We start from the raw sequence: 14,053 nt of genomic DNA, 5'->3' as shown, positions 1-14,053 counted from the left end.
ACAGCAAACCCTGGTCCAGTCCTACACTGGCGGAGCCTCATTTCTTTAAACCACCGCAACATTTACGAAAAACGTGTAACATGGATGCATGCAGGTTTTCAGGAGACTCGGAACTCTTCCCGCGGCCGCCACGGTTCTCACCGGAATGACAGCCGTGCAAATGACTCTCGTCGCTGCCGGGAACATCACGGACTTCGGAACAAACCAAACTTTCGTCCGTCATGTCCTGGCAATGGACACGACTTTTCAGTCGCCCCATATGATGTGGCGTGCGATCACCAGCACCGGAGTTGCCGACGCGATTTACGTCGCCATCATCGCATGGGAACTGATCACCGCACTGGCACTGATCGCCGGTTTTTTCGCCGGAATACGGTCCCACCTGGCCGGACGCACTCTGCCGATGGCGAGCCAGCTTTCCAACCTTGGCTGGGTCATGCAGTTGACACTTTTCGGAGTCGGCTTCATGGCAATCGGCGGGGAATGGTTTCAAATGTGGCAGTCCAGCAAGTGGAACGGCCTTTCGCCAGCCTTTCAAAACGTCATTGTCGCCTCACTCGGCCTCATCCTCACCCACCTCGCCACAAAAGAGTCAAAACAGGCAGCGAACCCGACTGACGGCAGTTCAAACTGACCTTTTCCCGGCCACAACACCCTGGCAGCGAACCACGTCGCGGTGACCCCGCCGCGACTCTTCTCCCGCAGCGAGAAAGTGATGCGGCAAGCCCTTGTCGCTGAAATTCCCGCCGGCTCGGAGTTCACTGCATCGCGCCTGCCACCTGGAGTCGGAGTTCGCGAACTGAAGTTTCAAGAAGATTCTTCTCATAGGCCATGGGATCGGGATCGCTTTCGTCGTAGCCGTCGATAATGGCTTCGATCCGGGAGAACCACGCTTCAAGATTGGGCTTCAAGCCGACCGGAATACGCCCGCGGCCGATCGCGTGCTCGACGAGCAACCGGAAGTCTTGCGCAAGCAGTTCCGGCTTGGGCCGAATGGGGTTGAACCAATCGTCGGCGAGAACCGAGCGCAGCCGGCTGGCATGCTCATTCCAATGGAGCGTTATTGCCAAGTCCGAAGTGAAGCCCGCAGGCAGGACCTTGGGCCAGAGGTCGCTACGCGCCGCGCGCTGGCCTGACCACGGAGTAGAACCAACCTTAGGGAGGATTTCAGGCAGAAAAAGACCGGCCAACGGGGCGAAAAAACCATTAAGCCATTGATCGGGGTAGATGGGACGCCAGTAGAGGTTCGAGATCGTCGCGTCGGCAATCCCATGCACAATAGGATCGACCAATAAAGCAACCAGCGGCGTTTCTCCATAGTACTCCAGGTCGGCATCCATCAGGCAGACAATATCTCCCGCTGCGGAATTTACGCCCTGAACAATGGCTTCCCCTTTACCCTTTTCGGCGATCACTACGCTCGCGCCGGAGTCCTTGGCGACCTGCGCCGTCCGGTCGGTGCAACCGCTCGCGCTGACAATCACTTCACCCTCGACGCCCAACGCTGAAATTCCCTGCCGAGCGGCGGTCACCGCGGCTGCGATGCTCGATTCTTCGTTATGCGCAGGCAGCACGACAGAAAGGGTGGCAGACTCGGTCACGAGCGTACGAGATCGAGGCATGTCCATGATCACTTGCCAGTACTCCATTCTTACGATCGAACGAGGGCAGTCGTCGGGTTGCGGTGCGAGCCTCGTTCGCTGAGATTTGGGCCTTCGTTCACCAGCCCAACCCGCGCGCACTGAACGAACAACGACTCACCCGCCCGAAAGCCCAGCCCGACACGAGCAGCAGTCTTGTCGCGGACGGCGAGGCCGTTCACATCGACTTGTCGGGCGAGACTACGGGAGTCTTCGCTCCACGCAGCATTGGCTGGCGGGCGGCAAACCGAACCGATGCGACTCCACACATGCCAGTAAAGCCTCCCCCGTAATTCCGCGCCAACAATACGGCGCGCGCCGGGAGTGCGCAAACGCTGTGATGATCCGGAACGCGCTGATCCCCTCAGAAAACCCCCGAAACTCATTACTCCAAGCCTCCGGTTGCAGCCCAATCGGGACGGACCCGCCAGGACGATCCGCGAACGGCAAGGGCGATCTGCGCGCGGCACATACCTGGCACTTCCAACGACAAACACCGCGTCTCCACCGCTCGCAGCCCGTCCGTCCGGGGCACCAGAGCAAACCTCCTGTTCTGACCAGTGATTTTGCGCGATCGCTCGTATCGTTGATCAGGTCTCCGAGGAGCCGCCAGAGCCTGATCCTCACCGCAACTCGGACCGTCCGCTGGCTCGATTGGCCACGACACCTGCACGGGCGATGCAGCGGCCTCGCATCGCGCACCAAGACGAGCGGATAGTCGTGGTCCTGGCCCCGATCCAGGCGAGCAGCCCGAATGGATCAGTGGCCCGGACTTCCGGAGCCCACACCGAATCGTATCCGCAGCACTCGGCGGCGCGGGCCAGTTCCGCGAGTGCGTCCGGCACCGGGTTCGCCGGGCGCGAACGAAGGCGCGCGCGTCGCCGCGGGCTGAGGACGGCACGGTTCGGTGGGCTATTTCGTCGAGCCGACAGTGCTGGTGGAGACACGGCCGGGCATGAAGGTCGTCGACGAGGAGATCTTCGGACCGGTGCTGACCGTGCAGCGTTTCGACTCCACCGAGGACGCAGTGAAGGCGGCGAACGCCACCGCGTACGGGCTGGCCGGCGGGATCTGGACGGCCGATCTGGCCCGCGCCCACACCGTGGCGGCCGAACTGAAGGCGGGCACGGTCTGGATCAACTCCTACAACGTCCTCGACCCCGCCCTGCCGTTCGGCGGTTTCAAGCAGTCAGGGTGGGGCCGCGAACACGGTGAGGCGGTGTTCGACGCCTACACCGAAACCAAAACCGTGGTCGTTCCCCACTAGCGGACAAGCCGCCCGTGCTGCTGACCGCGACCGAATCGCGGTCAGCAGCACGGGATCGAACCGCGGGCCGGTCGACGTTTCCGCGACCGCGGTCGCCCAGCCGTGCATCCGATGCGGCGACACACCCCGCAGAGCATCGGAGCGCATCGGTCGACACCTGCGGGTTCGCGCTCAGCGGCTACACCGACCAATCCCATTTCAACCGGGAGTTCCGGGCGCTCACCGGCTGCGCGCCCACCCGGTTCCTTTTCCTCACCAACCAGGAGACCTGATCCCCTGCTGTCGGTGATTCAGACGTTTTGGCCGTGTGCCTTCCACCGCCCTAGGCCCGGCGGTGCAACTCCCCCGCGTAGGTGTTGATCGCACGCCGAATCCGCACCGGATCGCGAAAGTTCCAATTGTCCAGCATCTGCACGCGGCCCGGTATTCCGTTAATGCTGCTCGATTCGCCCTTCCAGCTGAACTCCGGCGCGTCGGCATTTGCCTTCACCCAGAGCCCGCCCGAGTCTTCGGACCAAATGTTCGCCAGGTGCGTCCACGGAATGGTGAGGTGCTCGCGTTCGGTGCGCCTGTTCTCCCGGAACGAGATTTCCAGATACGCGGGAGCGAACTCCGCCCAGCAGTAGAACGTCCACCAGGAGTTCACGGAGATACCGACGCAGAACACGGCCACCAGGAGCATGCCGACTGCAGCCGGAATCGAATACCCGCGGTCATTCGAAACCCAGAACAGGGCTATCCCGGTGGTGCCGAGGAACACTCCCATCGTCATCCAGATTCTCGAGCCGCCGCCGTCGCCGTCAGGCCGAATTCGCACTTTCTGCGAACCGCCAGCAACACCGCTCTGCGCCAACTGGATCGCGGTCAAGACCGCTGCCACGCCCAGTCCCGCGGCGACCGTCCCCACGCTGTTGCGGTCGCTGGCCAGGTTCACCAGGTAGGCCGCGCCGACGGCGCAGACGGCACTGCACAGGATCCGACCGATCATGAGACTCCCCACGCGGCGTCAAAAGACACCTCAGCTTGCCCATCGTGCATTCATCCGCGGGCAGGCCTGCCCGCCACAATCTCTGGTCGGCCGCGCTTTTGCTGGTGTTACGCCCGGCGCTGGCCGTGGTCACCGTTGCGGTCCTGAACCACGACCCGGTCTACGCGCTAACGCTGATCACGGCCGCGCGAGTTCGAGTTCCCCGAGCGAGCCCTAGCGCGAAGATCCTCCAGCCCACCGGGAGTCGTAGCGCTGGCGGCCACGGTCTCGATCCCTTCGCGAGGGCGAGGGATCGTCGGGGACAGCGCACACCAGAGGCTTCGAGTCAGGCGCGCGCTGGCGGTGGCGCCGATGGTGTTCAACAGGACGTCGTCGGTGGCACTGACCCGGCCAGCGTCCAACAGGTACTGCACGGCTTCGATTCCGATCGAGACGAGCGCCGCCGCCGCTGCTACTCGGGTGAGCGACCGCAGCCACTGCAACCGAAACGGGACCAGCGCGGCAAGCGGCGCCAGCAGCACCAGATTGCCCGCGATCTGCCAGCCGGCGTCTTCTCCCAGTGTGGCGACGTCTTGGCCCGGTATCAGGTGCAAAGTGCTGCCTTCGGCGTCCCCGGCGGGCGCCGTGACCAGGACGACGACCAGCCCGCCGCAGAGCAGGATCGCGGTGTCGATCGCGGCGGTGAACGTCGCGACGGAGGCTGGCCAGCGCCGACTTCGGCGCACCGCCAGCACGACCCAGAGGATCTGCGACAGCGGCAGCGCGACGACCGTGACCGGAATGAGGCGTTCGACTACCGAGTCCACCCAGCACCTCTCCCCTGACCGCCCCTGGCAAGATCACCTTCGCATCGGCCGGGGAGGGTGTCTCGTCGTCACGATCACCCAACCTGGTGGAGGCCGCGCCTCGGTCGTTGCACCGAATGCCGTGTCTTGCAGCGGGATCGACCAGCCCAGGGCTCGGTGACCGGTTAACGCAATTACGCCGGTCGTGTAGCCGAAGGGAGCGCGACATTGCCGCCGCACCCTCCGCCACCCGGGTGCGAACTGCTCGCGGATCGCCCCGGAAACTGTCGGTGGCGCGTGCGAAGCTGGTGACGTGGAAGTGCACTTCGACGCTGAACTGTGGATCTGGAACGCGCGGCGGACCGACACCTGGACCTTTGTCGCCCTGCCCGGTGACATCTCGGGCGAGGCAGCACGCGCGGCTACGTGCTCCCGGTGAAACGCGCCGTGCGCAAGGCCGAGAAGCTCGATCCCGGCGACGTTGCCCGGGTGACCGTGCCGGTCCTCGACCTCTGACGTCGGCGGAGGCGGTCCGCCTGCAGGAGGCCGTGAGTTCGTCCGGGCATCCAGTCGGTCTGCTCGCCCGGGGATCCGTGATCGCGACAGTCTCTGGCTCCGGTCCGCTGCATGAATCCCGGCGGCGCGTGGTTCGCGATACGACCCGATCCAACTGGATGACGACCGCGGCCATAGTGAGGCCTGCGATCACGACAAGCGACTCTGGCTGATGCTCCCGTTGCTCAGCACACCTCATCGCTAGCCGCTGGTGGCGGCGGCCAGCTTCACTGACGAAACCTCGTATCCAGCGCACGACAATCTGAGCGGCCAGCCAAAGCTTTCCAGAATGAGGCACCGGATGTTCGCGGTGCCTGGGCCGCCGGGGCTACGGCCCGCTGCTGTGTGAGAGCTCGGCGGCGATGTCGGGGAAATGGCGGTGTTGGCCAGACCGAGCCGCCCGGCCAGCGCGACAACGGCCGGGGCCTTGCCGGTCGTTTCGGCGAGTTCGTCGTGGGCCGGGCGGACGTCGTCAGCGGTAGACAGGCGGTGTGGCGGTTCACGTGTTCTCCAGGCGTGCGTTCAGTCGCATCGACCCGATCCGCGTCTCCATGAACTGCGATCCGTGCGCCTTCGCCGACCTCAAGGGCAAGACCAGGGCATCGACGCTGCTGAGTCCCGGCGCAGCAGCCCTGCGCCCCAAGTCTCCAGTTCAGGCCGAGTCTTCCAGGGCTTTGACGAGGAGAAGAGACAGTCGGCGGAACTCCTCGGCGTCGGCCCGGCCGAACTTCTCCAGTGCCGGAGCCAGCCGGGCCTCGATCTGGACGAAGGTCTCGTCCATCAGCTTGTGCCCCTTGGCCGTGAGATTGTTGTCCACCACCCGGCCCCGGGCCGGGGAGCGCTCCACCAACCCCTCCTCTTGCAGGCTCCGGACGAGCCGGCTGACCGCCTGCGGCGTGTGGACCGCGGCGCGTGCGAGTTCCGAGGCGGACGCTCCGGGCGCCCGCTTCAGCTCCCGCAGCACCGTCCATTGCCCGAGGGTGAGCCCCAGAGGGTGGATGACCTGCTCGATCCGGTCGGCGAAGTGTTGCCGGATGATCCTGGACAGAGCACCGATTTCGATCCCCTGAGGAAGCGGGTCGCCCGGGTTCTTCATGGTTGACATCGTACCTGCCGGGTTCTATGTTGAATCTAGATTCAATGTTGAATCTAGATTCTATGCCAGCGAGCTGACCGCTACCGACTCGCCTGCCACCCTCCCCGCGTCCGCATCCGGAGATAGACCATGCCCGCAGCCGCCCAGTCGAATACGCACCAGCGAGCAGTGCCTGGCCGGCTGGTCGTCCTCCTGGCCGTTTCCTGCGGGCTGACCGTGGCCAACCTCTACTACGCCCAGCCGCTGCTGGAGATGCTGCGCCGGACCTTCCAGCTCCAGGACTCGACAGCCGGCCTGCTGATCACCCTGACCCAGCTCGGCTACGCCGCCGGCATGGTGTTCCTGGTCCCCCTCGGCGATCGCATCGAGAACTCCCGCCTGGTCTCCGTCCTGCTCACCGTCACCGCCCTGGCCATGGCCGCCGGCGGCCTCGCCCCCACTTTCACCGTCCTGCTCGTCGCCGCGCTCGTCGCGGGCGCCACCTCCGTCGTCGCACAGGTCCTGGTCCCCTACGCCGCCGACCTCGCCCCCGATCACCTGCGCGGCGCCGTGGTGGGCAAGGTCATGAGCGGACTGCTCGCCGGGATCCTGCTCTCCCGCACCGTCGGCAGCCTGCTCGCGGACGTCGCGGGCTGGCGCGCCGTCTACCAGGTCTCCGCCGCGCTGATGGCGGTCCTGTCCCTGGTCCTGCGCCGCGCACTGCCCCGCCGGGCCCCCACCAGCACCCATTCCTACGGCGCGTTGCTGCGTTCCACGACCAGCCTGGTCCGCGTGCATCCTCGGCTGCGCCGCCGGTCCTTCTACCACGCCTGCATGTTCGCCGCCTTCAGCGCGTTCTGGACGACGATCTCCTACGTCCTGGCCGCCGCGCCGTACAACTACTCCCAGCTCCAGATCGGCCTGTTCGCTTTCGTCGGCGCCGCCGGCGCGCTCGTCGCACCTCTCGCAGGCCGCCTCGCCGACCGAGGGCTCGCCCACCGGCTCACTCCCGTGACCTGTCTGCTCGCCTCAGCCGCCCTCGCCTGGGCCGGTCTGGCTGCCCACCAGATCGTCGCCCTCGCCGCCGCCGCGGTCCTCCTGGACTGCGCCGTGCAGTGCTCCCTGATCTTCGGACAGCACATCATCTACCAACTCGACGGGGCCGCCCGCGCCCGAATCACCAGCGTCTACATCGCCACTTTCTTCATCGGCGGCGCCATCGGCTCCCAACTCGGCACCCTTGCCTACCACTGGGGCAACTGGCACGCGGTCACGCTCACCGCGGCGGCCTTCCCCGTCGTCGCCGTGCTCGCCTGGACCACCGACCGCACCCACACCAGCCGGAAGCGCCGGGCGGCAGGCACCGTGTGAAGCCGCCTTCGCCATCTTCGAGGACAGCTCCGCAGTCGCGAGTTCGCTTCCTGGCAGGGCGAGGCGGGTGCTCCGAATGTTGATCAGCGACTGCGACAGAGAACGTCCGCTCATGCCAACGAGAGGACATCACACGGGCAAGTAGAGGGGGACGCCGGCAGGCTCGGTGGCGTCGGCGCGGGGTTCGGCGGTTACCCCGGCAGGACGTAGGCCCGGTCGGTCGCGTAGATCGCGGCCAGGTCGTCCGCGGTGATGCCGCGACCGGCGAAGCGGGCGATCACTGTCAGTCCCTTCGCGTTGAGGTGCCGGAAGTCGTCGAAGTCCAGGTCTTCACAGTGCGGGGCGCCGGGGTCATGACCCGGATGGCCCGCGTACAACAACTGCCCGCGCTCGGCGAGGGTGAGTTGAAAGTTGGCGTTGACGTTCCAGTACAGGCTCGCGGCCTTTCCGTTGCGGGACAGCGCGGTCAGCCTGTCACGGTCGGCGCCTTGGAAGCCGTTCTCCTCGACGGCCAGCACCACGTCGTCCACCTCGAGCACGGCCAGCAGCGGCACGTACCCGTGCCCTGGGCCCCTGAGCCGTTCCCACGCGGGCCGCTCGACGATCGACTTGATCGACACCGGTGCGGCTGGGTCGCCGCCGAGCGCACTGATCACCTCCTCCGGCGCGAGGCCGCGCACAACGGTGATCGTGGCGGCTTGGCCGAGCGAGCTTTTCTCGATCCACCGGTGCTCGGCGTCGGGTGCGATCACCAAAGGCGGTTCAGGTTCCCCACGCAGCCGATGACCGAGCCGGTCCGTCTTCTTGTGCACCGCGTCGGGTGCGGCCGGTGCCTGCCACATGACCAGGTGACAGAAGTCTTCGGCATCGTCGCGGCCGGTCACCTGCACGCGGACTCGGTAGTCGCCCGGCCACGGCGGCGTTTCCCCACAGCGGCGGCCGTATCCGGATGCGTTCCCGGACAAGACGGCACCGCCCTCCGACGCGGTCCAACTGATCTCGACGACCTCGTCCCAGCCGGTGAGGTCGAGTTCCTCGGGCGGTCCGGTCAGCACGTGCATCGATATCGGCACGTGGCCTTCGGCCACGCCCGTCCGGATCACCACGCCGTCTTCCACTGCGGCGACCAGGCCGTTGCCGGAGAAATCGGCGTTCGCCGGAACCGCACCTTCGGTGACCCAAAACCGGTGGTCCGTTACCGCGGCCGACATTGAGGAAGACTGCGGCAGCAGGTATTCAGCGCGCCGCTTGGCCAGCACGGCCGCCGCGTAACCAAGCGGCTTGGGCACCGTCGGCAACACGAGCGCCGCAGCACCCAGCGCCACACCGACGATCGCGGGCGTCTCACCGGCCACCGCACTGCCCAACGAGCGCAGCACCGCGGTCGACACGATCACGGCCAGAGCGAAATGCGCGGCACCGTGCTGCGCGGCAATTTCCGCTTCATCGCCGGCCGCATGCGGCACAGCCGCTATGTCCCGCAACGCTTCGAACAGTTCCACCACGCGGTCAGCCGCGCCAGGGTGTACCTGTTCGACGATGGCCACGGCCTGCTTCGTGGCGCACTGCTCATCGCCCATCCACCCTGTGACGTACCGCGTGACGGTCGACTGAGCCAGTCCGGACACAAGATCATGCGGGATGTCCACGGCCAACCGATCGACAGTCAGTTCCAGTGCACCCAGCAGCCGTTCGGAAAGTACGTCGCCAATTTCGTCCAGCGCTGTTTGGACCCTCGTGCCGTGCCGCGAATACCCCTTCGGCTCCCACCGGCCAAGGCGACCAGCAGGCTCTTTCGGCACGCGCGCAACGATGTCCGGCAGCGCAGCCGACACGACCGACTCGAAATTCTCGATCCCCATCACACTATGATGCCCATGCGTCCACAGCCCCAGCAATGTTGTCTCGCTGGACGCTAGATGATGTTGGTATCGGCCTCTTGAGCCAGCGTCCAGACGTAGTACCAGGAGTCTTGGCGAAGCGCGCAAGGCCGGCCCGTACACGGCCACCAGCGTCGCCCCGACCGATCCGATCACGGCACCGGTGACGCCGACGACCTTCTTCCGCCGTGCTTTCTCCATCTCGGAACGTGTCGACCGAATGCGGTCTTTGATCTGCAAACCCAGTTTGAGGAGTTCACGGTCCGATTGCACAGCGTTGACCGCCGTGTCCAGGTCCAGGAGGCTCTGGCGCAGGAAATCGCGGAAGCCCGTATACGAAGCGAATTCCTCAGCTGGCGTGGCGCTCAGCTTCGCGTGACCACGGTGTCTGTCGCTGCGGGCCAAGTGCCTGCCCGACGGCTAGCCGTCGCGGTTCGATCCCACGCGAGCGGAGCGGAGTGCCCAGGCTGCGGAGCCAGGCCCCTACGGCTTCCGGGCGCTGATCGTCGCCTGGTCGGTTTCGATGTTCTTGAAGCCCGCAGCCTCCAGCGCTTTGGCGCAGACCTCCACGTCGCTGCTCGCCCCGCGCCAGGAATACTTGAAGCTGCCACCGCTTCTGAGCGCGCGGAACGCGCCGGGCGCGGCCCGGTTCCAGTCGATCGCCTCGGGCGCCATGTAGTAGCCCTCGACGGCATCGAGGCTGCCCGGCTCGAAGAGCTGGCCGACATCGGAGCCGTCGGCTTCCACGTGGTTCGGGATGTCCTTGCGGCTGACAGCCTTGATGTTGAGATTGACGTTGATCCCGTCCGGCGGCTCGTGCGCCGCTCCGGTGCCACCGAGGTTGGCCACCACTTCCTTGCCTTCGGCGCGAAGGCGTTTCACCAGTGCCCGCGCCTGTGCGGTTGCCTTTGACATGTCCGGCGTGCGAGCAGCCGTAGCCGGGTGTTTCTGCGTCTGCGCGGCCTGCCGTTGTCGCACGTCCTCCGATGCGGGGCGGCCAGCGGCGGGACGTTGCAGCGGAGGCCGGGCTGGTGGTTGGCCCGTGGCCGGAGGCTGCTGCGCGGTCGGGCCCTGCGGCGAGCCTGCCTTGTCAGCCCGCGGAGGCTCCGCGGGACCGTGCGGCTGTGTCGTCGGAGCCGATGGTTCGGTCTCTGTCCGAGGACTCGGCATGGCGGGTCCGGCACTCGGGGCTTCGGGTTCGGCCGACCCGGCCGGTGGTTCTGGCTCCTTCGCGATCCCCGGCGCCTCACCCGGTACCGGTGAGGTTCTGAGCAACTCTGGAGGGATCGGCTCCTTCAGGTAACGGCCGAGCCTGGCGAACCCGATCCGCACGCCGATGACCGCAGCGGACGCGGCCACCAGCGTCAGGGCGAGCACGGTGAGTTCGCGCTGGACCTGTGCGACGTATTCATGAATGGCGTCGTTCATCATCCACGCCAGACGAGGGGTCGTGGCGGGTGAGACGACGGTGGGCGCGATCACGGCGCCGCCCGCGCCCCGGTAATACGCGAATGGCTGCGCTGTCCCCGAGGCGAACGGCCCGAACGGGATATCCTTCACGGCGTCGTCGTAGGCGGCGTAGACGCTGTGATTGATCGGGGTTGCCCGCCGCAGTCCGAGATCAACGTAGGCGTCGGCGACGAACACCGGCTTGTCCAGCCCCTTGCACACGATCAGATACCCGCCGAAATAGAGGTTGAAATACACGGCGGTGACGCGGCGGTCAAGGTAGTCGGCAGCGGCGCGCGGGTCGGCGGCTTGTGCTGATACCGCGGGGAGCCGCACCCCTGCGCTGCGAAGCCGGGCCGTCTCCTGCGGGGTCTGGCCTTCGACATCCACGTCGATGTCGGGATCCGGTTGACGTTGGACGGCGAGCGCCGTGGGCGTCGCCGCGCTGACGGTTCGGGCTCCGGCCGCGGCGTCGGCCTCGTGCTCGGCGGGACTGGCGGCTGCTCCCAGGGGCAACGGCTCGGACGGCACGGTCGCTGCCGGTGGCTGCTGGGCGACATGGGTCAATTCATGATCGAGGAGTCGGCGGCCTTCGGATGTACCCGGTCGGTACTTGCTTGCCTGGAAAACAATGTGCGAGCCGACTGTGTAGGCGCGGGCTCCGACAGCGATGGCTGATGCGTCCGCGCGGCGGTCGGTATGCACCCGCACGTGGCTGAAGTCCTGGCCGAATTTGTCCGCGGCGGCCCGCTGGACCGATTCTTCGAGCGGTTCGCCCGTCGATCGCACCACTTCGTGCACGGCCGCGGGCGGGACGTGTCGTCGACGCGGACGTGCGTGCGCGTGTTCGCCCATGCGAGGAACCGTGCCTCGCGGGCGTCACCGCAGCGTCACGTGCGCCCGCCCGAGATCCTTTTCCCGAGAAATGACTCCGGTTTTGTGGCATGGCCACGGATTTTCATGCCGGTGCAGTCCTCCGTTCCAAGCGCTTGCCCACCGTCACAGAGTGGCAGCCGCGCGCCACGACCGGCTGCTTTTCGCGGCCGCGCGGGCGACGACAGCCCCGTCCTCAGGCCCACAAAGGCAACTAGCGGCCGCGTGGCGTCTGCCCCCGGCCTTCGCCTGCCCCGACTGTCAGCAAGTGACCATTCCAGCAACCCGCAGAGCGTGACCGGCCTGATCTTCGGCAGGAACTTCCCTCATTCCACTCGCGGCCGCAGGCGCGTTGGCCGATGCGGTGTGGTCGCATTCGCGCTCATCAGCCGGGACGCCGCCGTGATCGCACAGACGGCGTCCCCCGCCAGGAGCGACCGATACCCGGGCTATCCGGCCGGTCGCAGTCAGAAACCGGCGAACGCTGCTCGACCCCTGATGACAACATCCGCTCACAAGTGACAGCTACAGTGCGCCAGCTAGCAGATTCATTGCGCATGAAGCGAGTCAAGGCACAACCCGCAGTTCCGGGCGCGGGGAATGATCCAGGAATTTCCGCTCTCCGTCGGTGACGAGACTCGGGTTCTCGCTTTCCCGGGCGTCGTGGCGGTCCTCGGCGAGCACTCGGTCGAAGTCCGCCACATCGGACCCGATCTCGGTGCGCACACCGGCTTCGTGCTCACCCGGATGCGAGAGACGACTGGCTCCGCTCCAGCTCTGTCGGCACTGCCCTGCGGAGGACCGGGATTCCCCTTCTCCGGCCAGCTTCGGCACCGGGAGCTGGTCCAGTTCGTCGGCTCCGGCAGGAAGCCATCGGCAAGCTCAAGGAGGCCGACGGCTGAACGGCTGTCGGCGTCCATGGGAGCACAGCGTCGAAAACATCCGTCGTGGCAAGAAGATCATCGCCGGGCACGCCCGCGGAGTCAGTACCTCGGATACAGCTCCGGCCCGGGCAGAGCGCGTCCTCCGTCGCGCCGCCCGGCGTGGAACAGCAGGGTTCGCGCCTGGTCCCGGGTCACCCCGAGACAGCCGCACAAGGTGCCGAGCGAAGCGCCGCGCTCGGCCAGGATGAAACCGACGTAGAGCACCGCCGGGGACACCTCCGGCAACTCGGCCGCCAAATCCGGCGGGAGCGAGCACAGCAAGTCGCGCTCGAACTCCCGGCGAGCCTCCGCCAGCAACTCGTCGCACCCGTCCCCGCGGCGACGGCGCAGGCACCGGGTCAGCACCGTCCACATCAGACTTCACCGCACCAGCGGGCACGCAGCCGACGCGTGCCGTTCTCGTCGAGCACCGGCTCCCAGATCATCCGCAGCCGACGAGCCTGCTCGATCGGACGGCGCGGGGCCGGCGGGGTCGTCTCAGCGTGCGGCTGGCGGACGCCGGTCAGGATCCTTGTCATGAGTCCTCCCAAAGATTGATCGATCACGGATGTGCGGCGACTGTGCGACGGACTCACGGCCCTCACCTCCTTCGCGCATTGACGGACAAGCTGGACTGCGGCCGACCGTGTTTCGGGCAGGCGCGAACCCCGCACCGGAATCTCCGGGCGGGTCGTTCGGCCTGAGGGTCAGTCTCGGATGCCGGGTGCAGACGGGGACGCGAGGGTGAAGGGGCTGCTTCGCCCCGGGCGACTTCGGCTCATTCCTCGCCCCCCTTTGCTGTCTCGGGCACCAACCGGTCGATGCCCGCGCCAAGACAGGGGACCGCGTTCCACCGCGAGCGGCGCACCCCTGCACATTCGTAAGAGCTTTGGCACTGCCCGGCGTATCCGCGCACCCGTGCGCGAGAAGCCACTTGGCCTCACCCCTTAACCCGGGGAGAGGTGTCCTGACCGTGGGCGTCTCTCGACGTCGTGGGGTCAGTGGCCTGTGTCCGGACAGACGCCTCACCTAACGAGGTGCCGCTCCGCCAGTGAACACCTCCACGGCCACCACTGTCAAATACTTGTACAAGTGTTGTAGGCAAGGGCCGCGACGTTGCTACCGCCGTCGGCGACCGCGAACGGCAGGACCTGGCGGCGAAGGCCAAGGGAGCGCTGAGGGTTTGTCGCCCAGGCCGAACTTCCGGCGGTAGTCGCCGAACATCCTGCGGACCGGCACAGCCAGCC

15 protein-coding genes and 1 riboswitch are annotated in these 14,053 nt (G+C 66.5%); of the genes, 5 read left to right on the top strand and 10 right to left on the bottom strand.

The genetic code is table 11. The features are described 5' to 3' along the window. The first annotated feature begins 88 nt into the window (after positions 1-88). Complete coding sequence (locus ABD156_RS16740; protein ID WP_344273528.1) at positions 89-634, top strand: DUF2165 domain-containing protein; 546 nt, start codon at positions 89-91, stop codon at positions 632-634. 124 nt (positions 635-758) lie between these two features. Here ABD156_RS16740 and ABD156_RS16735 read toward each other — a convergent pair whose 3' ends face one another. Together ABD156_RS16735 and ABD156_RS16730 are read right to left on the bottom strand one after the other, a co-directional pair. Then, positions 759-1,649, bottom strand: coding sequence for a glycosyltransferase (locus tag ABD156_RS16735; RefSeq protein ID WP_344273525.1), 891 nt, complete (start codon positions 1,647-1,649; stop codon positions 759-761). A gap of 614 nt (positions 1,650-2,263) precedes the next feature. Continuing rightward, positions 2,264-2,587 (bottom strand): LLM class flavin-dependent oxidoreductase, encoded by a 324-nt coding sequence (locus ABD156_RS16730; protein ID WP_344273522.1) that lies wholly within the window; start codon positions 2,585-2,587, stop codon positions 2,264-2,266. Between ABD156_RS16730 and ABD156_RS16725 the strand changes: the two genes are divergently transcribed. Continuing rightward, positions 2,548-2,907, top strand: a complete 360-nt coding sequence (locus tag ABD156_RS16725; RefSeq protein ID WP_344273519.1) for an aldehyde dehydrogenase family protein — start codon at positions 2,548-2,550, stop codon at positions 2,905-2,907. The two genes, ABD156_RS16730 and ABD156_RS16725, sit on opposite strands and share 40 nt — an antisense overlap. Positions 2,908-3,229: 322 nt before the next feature. Here ABD156_RS16725 and ABD156_RS16720 read toward each other — a convergent pair whose 3' ends face one another. Beyond that, positions 3,230-3,895, bottom strand: a complete 666-nt coding sequence (locus tag ABD156_RS16720; protein WP_344273516.1) for a hypothetical protein — start codon at positions 3,893-3,895, stop codon at positions 3,230-3,232. Positions 3,896-4,062: 167 nt separating this feature from the next. Continuing rightward, a complete protein-coding gene (locus ABD156_RS16715; protein ID WP_344273513.1) occupies positions 4,063-4,701 on the bottom strand; it encodes a VanZ family protein in 639 nt (212 codons plus the stop codon). A 292-nt stretch (positions 4,702-4,993) separates the two neighbouring features. Between ABD156_RS16715 and ABD156_RS16710 the strand changes: the two genes are divergently transcribed. Next, entirely contained in the window at positions 4,994-5,119 is a 126-nt protein-coding gene (locus ABD156_RS16710; RefSeq protein WP_344273510.1) for a DUF1905 domain-containing protein, read from the top strand. Beyond that, entirely contained in the window at positions 5,107-5,196 is a 90-nt protein-coding gene (locus ABD156_RS16705) for a DUF1905 domain-containing protein (protein ID WP_344273508.1), read from the top strand. Before ABD156_RS16710 ends, ABD156_RS16705 begins: the two co-directional genes overlap by 13 nt. Positions 5,197-5,887: 691 nt before the next feature. On the opposite strand, the gene ABD156_RS16700 is transcribed toward ABD156_RS16705, so the two are convergent. Beyond that, complete coding sequence (locus ABD156_RS16700) at positions 5,888-6,331, bottom strand: MarR family winged helix-turn-helix transcriptional regulator (protein ID WP_344273504.1); 444 nt, start codon at positions 6,329-6,331, stop codon at positions 5,888-5,890. A 129-nt stretch (positions 6,332-6,460) separates the two neighbouring features. Between ABD156_RS16700 and ABD156_RS16695 the strand changes: the two genes are divergently transcribed. Next, positions 6,461-7,681 carry an MFS transporter gene (locus ABD156_RS16695; protein ID WP_344273502.1) on the top strand — a complete coding sequence of 407 codons (1,221 nt, stop codon included), beginning with the start codon at positions 6,461-6,463 and terminating at the stop codon, positions 7,679-7,681. 191 nt (positions 7,682-7,872) lie between these two features. On the opposite strand, the gene ABD156_RS16690 is transcribed toward ABD156_RS16695, so the two are convergent. The 5 genes from ABD156_RS16690 to ABD156_RS16670 all read right to left on the bottom strand — a co-directional run bounded on the left by ABD156_RS16690 (position 7,873) and on the right by ABD156_RS16670 (position 13,345). Then, a complete protein-coding gene (locus ABD156_RS16690) occupies positions 7,873-9,543 on the bottom strand; it encodes a DUF6461 domain-containing protein (RefSeq protein WP_344273499.1) in 1,671 nt (556 codons plus the stop codon). Positions 9,544-10,044: 501 nt separating this feature from the next. After that, positions 10,045-11,865 carry an eCIS core domain-containing protein gene (locus ABD156_RS16685; RefSeq protein WP_344273496.1) on the bottom strand — a complete coding sequence of 607 codons (1,821 nt, stop codon included), beginning with the start codon at positions 11,863-11,865 and terminating at the stop codon, positions 10,045-10,047. A 585-nt stretch (positions 11,866-12,450) separates the two neighbouring features. Then, positions 12,451-12,609, bottom strand: coding sequence for a hypothetical protein (locus ABD156_RS16680; RefSeq protein ID WP_344273492.1), 159 nt, complete (start codon positions 12,607-12,609; stop codon positions 12,451-12,453). A 257-nt stretch (positions 12,610-12,866) separates the two neighbouring features. Beyond that, positions 12,867-13,181 (bottom strand): hypothetical protein, encoded by a 315-nt coding sequence (locus ABD156_RS16675; RefSeq protein ID WP_344273489.1) that lies wholly within the window; start codon positions 13,179-13,181, stop codon positions 12,867-12,869. Continuing rightward, positions 13,181-13,345, bottom strand: coding sequence for a hypothetical protein (locus tag ABD156_RS16670; RefSeq protein ID WP_344273486.1), 165 nt, complete (start codon positions 13,343-13,345; stop codon positions 13,181-13,183). The genes ABD156_RS16675 and ABD156_RS16670 overlap by 1 nt, the downstream gene beginning before the upstream one ends. Before the next feature lie 327 nt (positions 13,346-13,672). Continuing rightward, positions 13,673-13,850: riboswitch (M-box (ykoK) riboswitch) on the bottom strand. Positions 13,851-14,053 lie beyond the last annotated feature (203 nt).

This window comes from Amycolatopsis albidoflavus, assembly GCF_039525725.1.
GTDB classification, from domain to species: Bacteria; Actinomycetota; Actinomycetes; order Mycobacteriales; family Pseudonocardiaceae; genus Amycolatopsis; species Amycolatopsis albidoflava.
The sequence above is the reverse complement of the archived record's forward strand: the minus strand, read 5'-3'. Positions and strand labels throughout refer to the sequence as shown.

What these genes read in the sequence shown, in the direction of transcription:
- ABD156_RS16740 (WP_344273528.1), top strand. Translation starts at nt 89, where the DNA reads ATGCAGGTTTTCAGGAGACTCGGAACTCTTCCCGCGGCCGCCACGGTT.
- ABD156_RS16735 (WP_344273525.1), bottom strand. Translation starts at nt 1,649, where the DNA reads ATGGAGTACTGGCAAGTGATCATGGACATGCCTCGATCTCGTACGCTC.
- ABD156_RS16720 (WP_344273516.1), bottom strand. Translation starts at nt 3,895, where the DNA reads ATGATCGGTCGGATCCTGTGCAGTGCCGTCTGCGCCGTCGGCGCGGCC.
- ABD156_RS16700 (WP_344273504.1), bottom strand. Translation starts at nt 6,331, where the DNA reads ATGAAGAACCCGGGCGACCCGCTTCCTCAGGGGATCGAAATCGGTGCT.
- ABD156_RS16695 (WP_344273502.1), top strand. Translation starts at nt 6,461, where the DNA reads ATGCCCGCAGCCGCCCAGTCGAATACGCACCAGCGAGCAGTGCCTGGC.
- ABD156_RS16690 (WP_344273499.1), bottom strand. Translation starts at nt 9,543, where the DNA reads ATGGGGATCGAGAATTTCGAGTCGGTCGTGTCGGCTGCGCTGCCGGAC.
- ABD156_RS16685 (WP_344273496.1), bottom strand. Translation starts at nt 11,865, where the DNA reads ATGGGCGAACACGCGCACGCACGTCCGCGTCGACGACACGTCCCGCCC.
- ABD156_RS16675 (WP_344273489.1), bottom strand. Translation starts at nt 13,181, where the DNA reads ATGTGGACGGTGCTGACCCGGTGCCTGCGCCGTCGCCGCGGGGACGGG.
- ABD156_RS16670 (WP_344273486.1), bottom strand. Translation starts at nt 13,345, where the DNA reads ATGACAAGGATCCTGACCGGCGTCCGCCAGCCGCACGCTGAGACGACC.